The 8,802-nt window shown below is 60.2% G+C and carries 11 protein-coding genes; 3 read left to right on the forward strand and 8 right to left on the reverse strand.

Going from position 1 to position 8,802, the window contains the following annotated elements; translation table 11 throughout:
• Positions 1-126: 126 nt before the first annotated feature.
• Both H7C86_RS35945 and H7C86_RS35950 read right to left on the reverse strand, forming a co-directional pair.
• Positions 127-348: a hypothetical protein gene (locus H7C86_RS35945; RefSeq protein WP_024488097.1), complete on the reverse strand. Its 222-nt coding sequence runs from the start codon at positions 346-348 to the stop codon at positions 127-129.
• A 424-nt stretch (positions 349-772) separates the two neighbouring features.
• Positions 773-1,411: a hypothetical protein gene (locus H7C86_RS35950; RefSeq protein ID WP_182263418.1), complete on the reverse strand. Its 639-nt coding sequence runs from the start codon at positions 1,409-1,411 to the stop codon at positions 773-775.
• Between the two features lie 430 nt (positions 1,412-1,841).
• Between H7C86_RS35950 and H7C86_RS35955 the strand changes: the two genes are divergently transcribed.
• Entirely contained in the window at positions 1,842-2,255 is a 414-nt protein-coding gene (locus H7C86_RS35955; protein WP_024488095.1) for a VOC family protein, read from the forward strand.
• A 39-nt stretch (positions 2,256-2,294) separates the two neighbouring features.
• Here the strand turns inward: H7C86_RS35955 and H7C86_RS35960 are convergent, their stop codons facing one another.
• From H7C86_RS35960 to H7C86_RS35985, 6 genes are all read right to left on the reverse strand, one after another.
• Positions 2,295-2,492: a hypothetical protein gene (locus H7C86_RS35960; RefSeq protein WP_024488094.1), complete on the reverse strand. Its 198-nt coding sequence runs from the start codon at positions 2,490-2,492 to the stop codon at positions 2,295-2,297.
• Between the two features lie 11 nt (positions 2,493-2,503).
• Positions 2,504-3,697 carry a globin domain-containing protein gene (locus tag H7C86_RS35965; RefSeq protein ID WP_024488093.1) on the reverse strand — a complete coding sequence of 398 codons (1,194 nt, stop codon included), beginning with the start codon at positions 3,695-3,697 and terminating at the stop codon, positions 2,504-2,506.
• A 32-nt stretch (positions 3,698-3,729) separates the two neighbouring features.
• Positions 3,730-4,179 (reverse strand): Rrf2 family transcriptional regulator, encoded by a 450-nt coding sequence (locus H7C86_RS35970; RefSeq protein ID WP_060939846.1) that lies wholly within the window; start codon positions 4,177-4,179, stop codon positions 3,730-3,732.
• A gap of 174 nt (positions 4,180-4,353) precedes the next feature.
• Positions 4,354-4,590, reverse strand: coding sequence for a hypothetical protein (locus H7C86_RS35975; protein WP_024488063.1), 237 nt, complete (start codon positions 4,588-4,590; stop codon positions 4,354-4,356).
• A gap of 1,099 nt (positions 4,591-5,689) precedes the next feature.
• Positions 5,690-6,049 carry a recombinase family protein gene (locus tag H7C86_RS35980; RefSeq protein ID WP_182263419.1) on the reverse strand — a complete coding sequence of 120 codons (360 nt, stop codon included), beginning with the start codon at positions 6,047-6,049 and terminating at the stop codon, positions 5,690-5,692.
• A gap of 301 nt (positions 6,050-6,350) precedes the next feature.
• The gene (locus H7C86_RS35985) at positions 6,351-7,517 is read right to left on the reverse strand and encodes a restriction endonuclease (protein WP_182263420.1); all 1,167 of its coding nucleotides are present in this window, start codon (positions 7,515-7,517) and stop codon (positions 6,351-6,353) included.
• 224 nt (positions 7,518-7,741) lie between these two features.
• Here H7C86_RS35985 and H7C86_RS35990 point away from each other — a divergent pair, with 224 nt between their 5' ends.
• Both H7C86_RS35990 and H7C86_RS35995 read left to right on the forward strand, forming a co-directional pair.
• Positions 7,742-8,092 carry a hypothetical protein gene (locus H7C86_RS35990; protein ID WP_182263421.1) on the forward strand — a complete coding sequence of 117 codons (351 nt, stop codon included), beginning with the start codon at positions 7,742-7,744 and terminating at the stop codon, positions 8,090-8,092.
• On the forward strand, positions 8,079-8,387 hold the full coding sequence (locus H7C86_RS35995) for a helix-turn-helix transcriptional regulator (protein WP_182263422.1): 309 nt from the start codon (positions 8,079-8,081) through the stop codon (positions 8,385-8,387). The genes H7C86_RS35990 and H7C86_RS35995 overlap by 14 nt, the downstream gene beginning before the upstream one ends.
• Positions 8,388-8,802 lie beyond the last annotated feature (415 nt).

Raw genomic sequence — 8,802 nt, forward strand, 5'->3', positions numbered from 1 at the left:
TTCAGGCTGCCCACCAGACGATGACGAGGGCGAAGAGGATGCAGCCGAGGATAACGGCAATTTCTGACCTCGCTCCGAGGAATTTTCGGACGCGCTTTCGTCGGTCGATGCGAGGCGGTGGTGCCGTCATGGTGTGGGGGAGGGCTGAATCGTGGCTTCGAGTCGGGTGAGGCGTTCTTCGAGGGCGCCGGTGATGGCGAGCAGCCCGAGCAGGGTGGGCTCGGTGATGTCGCTGCCGTGTTGAGCGTGTTTGAGCAGGGTGGTGCGCAGGAGTGAGCACATGGGGGCGTCGTCGCTGATGGGGAGTTGTTCGAGTTTGGCGGTCAGACGCTCGTCAGGGGAGGTCATGCGTCGCTCCTGCACGTGTGGCTCATGCAGGCAGTCCGAAGGGGTGACTGCCTGTGCGGTGGTATCGGGTGGTGCGCTGGAACCGAGGCGGAAAGCAGCGCACCAAATGGTGATGTTACTGCGTCATTGCTGACCGGTCGGTACGCGGGAGATAAGTGAAGGCGACTCATGGGTGCGATGAACTAACTCGGTACCGGTTCACCTGCAGGCGGCGAGGCACTCCCCTCGATAGTTCAATGCTCAAGTAGCTGTAACTGTGCGAAGACTGGTAACCGAGGTGGGTGGCACGTAAATTTTCGGGGGCGGCATCACCCGGTCCCCAACGGGCATGGCGAACGCTCCGCCGGTAGCCACCCCTGGTCTATCGGCGGGCGAGCCGTCCCGCAGGTTTCGACGCGTGGACTGCGATTTGATGCGCCGGCGGTCAGCGCGGGTTGGGGGTGCGCCACAGGCTCGGGGTGTCGCCGTCGTCGGTGTTGGCGAGGGCCCGGATTCCGTCGGCGTCCTGGGCGAGGATGTCCGCGAATTGTTGTCTGTGGGTGTCGTCGAGGCCGTCGGGCAGGTTCGCACCGTCGGTGATGGATGTCGCGGCGCCGTCGAGGTAGCGGGCGATGCGCAGGAGCAGCGGGCGTGGGGTGGGGACGAGGAAAGCATTGGCGTCGGCGGTGATCATACCGAGAGTCGACAGTAGCGACAGGCCTGCGAGGGCTTCTTTGTCGTCGAGGTTGATGTGCGCGACTTTCAAGGCTTCGGCCAGTGCCGCGGTGGTCAACCCGACGGAGGCGACGGGCATGGAGATGCTGCGTTCGAATTCGATCAGGTCGGCGCCGGGGGCTTCGTCGGAGAGTGACACCGCGAGGGACTGCGCGAACGCGAGGAGGCGTTCGTCGGTGAAGTCTCGCTGTGCGGTCTGGCGGGTGACTCGCATCAGGGTCGCGTATTCGGTGAGTTTGTCGTCGAGGATTTTCCGGGCTTCGGTGTCGGTGATCGTGAGCCCGAGATCGAGGAGTGCGGCCCGAAGTTCGGTGGATCGGGTGTGGAGCCAGGTGGGCCGGGGACTCATCGCTGCTCCTGTGAGGGTGTGGCTTTAATTGTTCTGGTGAGTTTAGATCGGCCGAACTGTGGGAGGGACGTGACCGTGGTAAGTCGCAGGCAGTGGTAGATCAGTGGAACTGTGTGCGCTACATTCGTTTTCCGCGTCGTCTCTAGTTCCGAGACGGTGACGGATGGGGTTCTCCGGGAGGTCGTCACACACGTCCGGTGGGCCGATCCCTGATCGTGCGCCCGACTCTCCCAGGTCGGGTGTACTCGGCCCGCCTGGCTGGTACTGACGACCGTCCGGGCGGGTCACCACGGAGCGGGAGTTGGCGAACGGTCATCGACGTCAGCGGCGAATTCTGGTGCATGCGGACTTCGCGCCACAGAGAAAGCCAATACACCGAGTGCGACGGTACTGTGAAGGCCTCTGGCTTGTTCGGGAGTAGGAGAGAAAAATGTGTGCTGCCGCCAAAGTTGCCTCGTCGGTGATGCAAGTAGCCAACCTGGATCGGTCGGTGAGCTACTACTGCGACGTATTTTCCTGCCGTGTCGCCTTGCGTGAACGCGAGGCGGCGCTCCTTCTGACGCCGGATGATTTCCAGATCTACATGTATGTCCAACAGGGCGCATCGCGGCGCAACATGAGCAACATCGGCGTCCACTACGTCATGTGGTCCGCTGATACCGAAGAAGAATTGGCGCGGATCAGTGAACGACTACGCGCATACGATGCCTCTACCTTCACCCAGGTAGTCGGTGGAGTGACTTTCGTCGATGGCTGCGACCCTGACGGTATACGTGTCATCGTCGCCTACCCGGGCCCAGAGAAACTACCCCGAGAGCTGATCGCACAACGATTCCACGGATGACGTGCTCAACGCACCGCAGGTAGCGGTGCGTTGGACACGTCAGTCCTCGCTGCTCACACGGTCACCGATCCACTCCAGGAGGTCGGGATCGGATGAGGTCAGACGCTCAACTTCCTCGCCCCCGTCGCAGCGCCGTAGTGAGACCGTGATCGATGTGGAGGTGCGCCGTAGAACACGCCACGTCGCTCCCGAATCCGACCACCGCGAAAGAGTTTCCACCGGTGGGTCTTCCGTCATGTCGGCTCCGCTCAGGTATTGGCCCAGCTGTCCGGTCCGAAGACCTCGTAGTGGATATTCTGCGGCGGGACGTCCCGTTCGAGCAACGATGCGCGCATCGCCAACATGAACGGCATCGGCCCGCAGAGGAAGGCTTGGGTATCGGGCTCCACTGCAATGTCTTGCAAATCCGCCCGTCCTTCGTGAACAGATCCGAACGCCACGTGCGTGCCGAGATCCTCGTACCAACGGTGCAGGGTTGCGGCGGGAATCTTCTCGACGAGTGTGCTGAGTTCTGCGCGGTGCGCATGATCCGCAATCGATCGGTCAGCATGAATGACTGAGACCGAACGCTCGGCGCCGGTGTCCACGAGATGATTGAGCATGCCGATCATCGGTGTGCAACCGATTCCGGCCGACGCGAGGAGCAATGGTGAGTCGTCGTCAGGCATCATCAGATCGCCGAACGGTGTGGTTACCGACAGCTCGGAACCTTCGAACGCGTTGTTGTAGAGGAAGTTCGACACCTCGCCGTCGGGAGTTCCCGAGATTCGCTTCACACTGATCCGCCAGCCCGCGCTGCTCGGCACGGAACAGAGGCTGTATTGACGTATCTGGCGAGCGCCGTCTGGAAGCACCACGCCGACCGAAAGGTACTGTCCGGGAGCGAAGGTGGGGAGAACGCTGCCGTCGAGTGAGGCGAGTGTCAGTGACACGGTATCGGCGGACTGCAATACCCGTTCGGTGATTCGAACCGTCCGCCAGACGTCACCGGTATCGACGCCGGCGAGCTGGTAGAGGCCTCGCTCCATCGTGATGAGGGTTTCGGCCATCAGCCAGTAGACCTCGTCCCATGCTGCCGCGACGTCGGGAGTGACTGCATCGCCGAGTATTTCGACGATTGCGGCGAAGAGGTGTTCGTGCACGATTGCGTACTGGTCAGGGGTGATGCCCAACGACGCGTGCTTGTGAGCGATACGAGAAAGGATGAGATCAACCTTGGCGCTGTCGGGTTCGAGCTGAAGCGTTGCGAATGCCGCGATAGCGCCCGCGAGTGCCTTCTGCTGTTCACCCTGTTTCTGGTTGCCGCGATTGAACAGATCACGTTCGAGTTCGGGGTGTGCGTCGAACATCGTGCGGTAGAACAGGGTTGTGATATCGCCGATGGCGGCGCCGACCACGGGAAGGGTGGCGCGAATGACCTCGGTTGACTGTGGGGAAAGCATGAGCTGCTCCGTTCGGTCGAAATTGACGTTGATCAGCTTGCTTCGTCGCTCCGAGTGGTGAGGCGAAGCAGAACAGTTTTGGACGGCTGCCGGATGACGTCTTCGATCGTGACCGCGTCGAGCGAGACGAAAAACGCTTCCTGCGCTTCTCGCAAAGCGCTCCGAAGGAGGCAGCCGCCGCGCAGTGGGCACGGTTTGTCGCCTTCGCAGTCGACGACTTCACCCGACCCTTCGAGGCGTCTGGCCAGCCAGCCGATGGTGGCGGTGCGGCCGAGTTCGGTGATGGAAAGCCCACCGCCGCGACCACGCCTGGTTGTGACGATGCCCAACTCGCCGAGCCGCGTAACCACCTTGGTGGCATGGGAGTACGACACGTTGAGCTGCTGCGCAATTACCCGGGTACTGGGGGAGGCATCGGCGTCGAGTACGGCCAACCGCATGACGACGCGCAATCCCAGATCGGTGAACTGCGTCAGCTGCATGACCCGAACCTACATAATTCGCATCTGAGATGACTATTTATGTGAGGGGGATCTCAAACGAAGGCCCAACGCACCACGTCGACATGGTCGAGAACGCTGTGAAGCGGCACCGACCGTGCAAAATTGGTTCGTTGCCGAAAGGTCGAGTCGAGCACATCGTCCCGTAGTGCACTCTCAGAGGGCGGAGGTAAAACCGTACCGTCGACGCATTTCCTTGAGGTTGGCGACGTCGTTCGTGCTGAAACTCGTTGCAGTTGACCATTGCACCGCTTGCTCGTAGTCCTCTCGCCACTGGTCGATCTCACGGGCGGTGAGGCGAGTGACGGTCGGTTTCTGTCCCCCGGCTACGGGTTCGAATTGTGCTAGAAACACGGCGAGCAATGCGGCTTCGCGCCGACATCTGCTCGTCATGGCGCCACCGTCTTAACGCTGATTGCGGCCGTACGGAACGGTGCTGCAATGATCCCGCAAGCATCGATCGGATCTCCGTGAGACAGCTCGATGCGTCGAACGCAACGACGAACAAATAATGTACAGGGACTTTCGTTCCGGAAAAGCGCTGTGCTACATAGTTTCATTGCAGGTGGAGCTCCATTCGGCCCCGACCTCATGAAGAACGAACAACTTTCAAGTAACTTACCGTAACAGTACAATCCGGATTTTCGCTAACCTCAAGCTATCGACGGTTCGCTCACCGTACATCGCACCCAAACGGCAACTGTCGACGGTGTAACGGGTATGGGGGACTCGATCTGGAATCGGTCTGCCGCCGAAGACCGTCGTACACTTTTGCGTCGAGCGACTTATCCACAGTCGAGCTCGAGATCGCACGTGTAGGCATCGGCCCCATGTTGCACGGTTCGGTCCGTCGCGCGCTGTCCACAAGGGATCGGCAGGCACAGGCTTTTAGATATGAAACCACTCCCGACCAGGAGCGCTGTGCCGGGTCCAGTACAGCCGAGGGTGGTCGGTGGGAATCTGTATGCCCGACCGGATGATGAAGACCATCAGAAACAGATTAAGAAATTGCTGCGCACCCAACCATGTGGGAAGGGCAGACGTTTCCCCTGGGCTGACCTCGCGACTCCGCGGTGCTGTTCGACGAACACCTGCACCGACGACAACCCACGTAAGTGCTGTGCCGCAGCCACCGCCGCGATCAGGACGGCGAATCCGATCAGGAGCAGCCAGGGCAGGTTGAACCACTTTGCTGTGGCCGATGCGCATACGAGGTGCGATGCCGGCGGCATACGGCACCGAACCTGCCCACGTGACAGGGTTGACGACGTCTGCGACCGGGGCACAATTGTGTGCGGAATCTTTATGCCACAGTAGTTTCCGCGTGCCATGGGTCCGCTCTCGGTAGTGCAGGCGGATCGGTGGAGTCGACCATCGGTCACATCCAAACGCTGTAAGCGACACCGGCGAGAGGTCGGTGCGCAAAAAATGTTCGATGACCTGACCCTGCTCACCACTATTAGCCGCAAAGTCCGCTTACATGATTTTTTGACTACCGGGACGTATCTCGGAGCGTATATGCGGACACGTCGGGAACAAGCCATTCCCCGCCGACTTCCTCGATCGGGAGAACATCGAGGACGATGTCCGGATCCAACGGTATTGCTCCCAAGATCCGGTGAACCCGCGTGTCTGCACCAGGAGGTGATGGGTTGCGCTCGTCCCACCTGATCGAGACCCGTTCGAGCGTCGTGACGACGAGGGTGTCCCGAGCCGAGATAGCGGACAGTGCAGCTGTCAGTGCGGGTCGGGGCCGATCTGTCCCGGTCAGACCGTGGTCGATATGAATGGAGTCGGCCTCGACGCCGAGCGCGACGAGTGCAGCGCGTTGGCCTTGTTCGTCGTCACCCATCGACGAAGCGCAGCCATGTTCGACATCGGCTCACTGAATCTGATGCGCGTGGAAATCTATTGACGTGCCACCCCCTGCCGATTGGACTTCGGTTGGCCGTCCGCTGTCCTCGTACGTCGGACATGACCAGGCCCGCATCAGATTTCATGCGCCAGGCATCAGAAAGGCACTCTGCCGCATCAGACCTACCGGGTCGGCATCAGATGCAATGAGCCAGAACAGGACGGACCACGACACGGCAACGACTGTGTCTCTCTTCTCATCGATGTCTGTTTCACGGTATCCGCCGTGGAGGTGCACGCTACTGGGACGGGATCCTCGAATAGACGATCGCGAGTGCGGTCATGCAGGCGAAAAGTAGTGGGATAACAACCATGGAGTAGTCGCTGCCGACGAATACCGGAATCAAGGTCGCGATGGTGGCGACGCCGAAGATTGGTGCGGCTATGTTTCGAATTCTCCGCTTCTCCTGGTGCAGTGCAGGATCGGCCAATGACTGTCGCAGGGTTGATCTGTTGCGAGGGACCGGCTGTTCGGCTTTCAGAGAAGAGGCCTGTGTAGGTTCACCACCTGGACTCTGTGCTGGGCTTGTCGTAGCAGCGGGCGCCTGCAGCGACAGTTCATGTCCTGCCGAGGACTCAGGTTCGTCCTCGCGACGCCGGCGAACGTATTCCGCGAGCTGGTCCTCATGCATGGCCTTCTTGCGAGGTACCGATGATTGAGCAATCACAGTGTCGAGGGGAAGTTTTTCCCACTCGGAAATCAGGTCATCGGTGCGAGATGACATCGCGAGTTGCCGCGTTGCCTGTTGTTGTTCCAGCAGCTCGCGGTGCGCCATTTTGCGTCGATCGTTCCGGTGTGGTTTGGCTTCAACGGGCTCTGGAGTTTTGCGTCTTCCAGTGTTCTTCGCCAGGGGAGGGGGCGCCTGTTTCGCTCTTTCGGGCGGAGTCACTCCAATGGTGTTGCCGCCGTACCACTTCGATTGTTCATCAGGTGCAAATTTCGATTTCCGTTTCCTTGTCTCTACACGTTTCTTCGGTGCCTGCACAGTCGCTTCAGGCGGTGTGCTGTAGAAGACTTGAGGCGGTGGAGCCACCCAGACGGCTGGGGCGGGGGGTTCTTTGCCGATCGATTGTGCTGCCTCGTTGTACGGCGTGACCTTGCCGTTCATGTCGAACGTGAACAGCGCCATCTGCACGCTGTCCGCATACTTGAGGGCAGCGTCGGAATAGCCGGCGAAACTGAAGAACAGCATCGCTTTCGTAGTTCCGTGTGCGCGAGCGCCGAACAGTCTCTGCAGGTCCGGTCGACCTATCGGCTTGAAGTGCAGCTTGACCTGGGCGACCGCGTCTGTCGAGTTCACATCCAGGCCGCCGTCCGCGCCCGCACCAGTTGCCGTAGCGTCTACGAAGCCGAGACGTCGCATGTGTCCCGCGGCCAATTCTTCCGCCTCTGCAGGGGTCATCATCTCGTCCTCTCCGGCGCGTCTGCATCCGTGTGCGGGTGCGGTGGAAGCGTATCGGTCGAAATTTTCATGCGCATGAGAAAGACCGGATCGCGGTGGTGTGCAGCACGGTCAGGCTTTCGAACTCGTCGGATAGGGTTGCGCGTCTAGTTGTTGCTGGCCATGAGGTTGTTGACGCCGAGCCTCAATCCTCGAATCGCTAAGCGATTTGGCTTAGAGTAAGCAACATGACTGATCAAAGAGTTGAAGAAGAAGTAACGTTCGGCACCTACTACGTTCGAGCGGGTGTCGCGGATGAGTTCGAGCGTGTGCTGCCCGAGAGCTGGGCGATCTTGCATCGGCTGGGCTTTATCGCTGAGGGTGCCCCGCTGCTGTTCCGCTCGGTGTCGGCGCCACTTCGGTACATCGAGCTTGCCAAGTGGGTTCCCGGGGTGATGGGTCCTGCGCACGAGCACCCCGACCTGATCCCGATCTGGGCCCAGCTTGCGAACCTCCTCGAGAACCCCACTCCCACCCTTACAGGCCGCGCGCTGTACTTCGATGAGTTCGTACCGGTTGTGCTGAATGCCGTCGCCTGATCCCATCCCGGGCCTTGCGGACCTGGACCGCTTAGATGCAGTGTTTGCTGCGCTATCGCACCGGACGCGGCGCGCGATCTTGGTGACGCTGCTTGCACACGGTGGCTCGCGGACCTCTGGGAAGATCGCTGGCCGGATGGACAACAGTTGGCAGACAACGAGCCGCCACCTTCGCCAGCTCGAGGAAGCGGGGCTCATCACCGTCGGATTACAGGGGAGAGAGCGGATCTACTCGTTGGACAGTGCATTCATGTTGGACGCTCTCGACCACTGGGGCGATCGGTTCCGGCCATGACACACACTCATCGCAACACGCAGGGAGCGGGTTTGGGGTCCGGTTCAGTCACTGATCGGTTAACGAAATCTAACAACATGTCTCGTTCTTTGAGTGCGGCTTCCAGTGCATCGAGGATGTCGACCAGCACTTCATCTCCGTAGATCTGCGCATTCTTTAGGAGGTGGGCACGTCCGAGGGGACTTAGGTCGGTCATGCTGGCTGCTCCTGGCGTCGAGTTGTACAGCCAGTTTATTGGCTGCGTTGTCTGTGCTATCCGTCAGGGTGGGGTTTGCGGGCTGCGAAACGAGTATGTGAGGAAGGTCAATTTCGACGTTGTCCACACAACACGCTCAGCGTCTCGAATCATTTGATACGCTTTATTCGCGGGAGTACAGCAGTTCTTCGGCGAGGATGCGGTTGTAGCGCTCCACTT

This window comes from Rhodococcus sp. UFZ-B548 (genome assembly GCF_903819475.1).
Lineage (GTDB): Bacteria > Actinomycetota > Actinomycetes > Mycobacteriales > Mycobacteriaceae > Rhodococcus_F > Rhodococcus_F erythropolis.